Annotated in this window: 1 protein-coding gene; it reads right to left on the bottom strand. The window is 47.8% G+C overall.

Annotation, left to right across the window (positions count from 1 at the left end; genetic code table 11):
* The coding region (locus HC175_RS15830) for an ATP-binding cassette domain-containing protein (RefSeq protein WP_168139394.1) at positions 1–722 on the bottom strand (722 nt) is incomplete at both ends.

Raw genomic sequence — 722 nt, 5'->3', positions numbered from 1 at the left:
GATGATGCCTATGCGATCTCCCGGCTGAAAATTGTAACTGAGTTTATCAAGCAGGGTGAGATCCCCGAAGCTCTTGGAAACGTTGTGAAATTCCACGATCTTATTCCCCAGCCGCTCCATATTGATCTCCAGCTGCACCTCGTGGTCGTTGCGACGTTTGGAGGCGCGGTCTTTTATTTCAAAGAAGTCGTCTATTCTTGACTTGGATTTGGTTGTTCGGGCTTTAGGTTGCCGGCGCATCCAGTCCAGTTCCTTTTTAAAAAGCTGTTTAGCTTTATCGGTATTCGTCTGTTCCAAAGCAATTCGTTCATCCTTTTTGCTGAGGTAGTAGGAGTAATTGCCTTTGTAGGTATACAGATTTCCGTCCTCAAGTTCCACGATTTCATTGCACACCCGCTCCAGGAAATACCTGTCGTGAGTGACCATGAAGATGGTAAAATTTTCCTTCCGGAAGAATTCCTCCAGCCACTCGATCATGTCCAGGTCGAGGTGGTTGGTAGGCTCATCCATGATGATGAGGTCCGGCTTATTGAGGATCATCGAAGCGAGAGCCAGACGTTTCTTTTGTCCGCCGCTCAGGCTACCCACCATTGCATGCAGGTCTTCCAGCTTCAGCTTAAATAGGATCTGTTTGTAAGTACTTTCAAAATCCCAGGCCTGGTGCGCTTCCATCTGTTCAAAAGCCTTCTGGTAGGCATCGGCATCTTCAGGATTTTCCAGGG

The sequence above is a fragment of the Salinimicrobium oceani genome, assembly GCF_012037645.1.
Note: the sequence above shows the minus strand (reverse complement) of the source record. Positions and strands in the feature narration are given on the sequence as shown.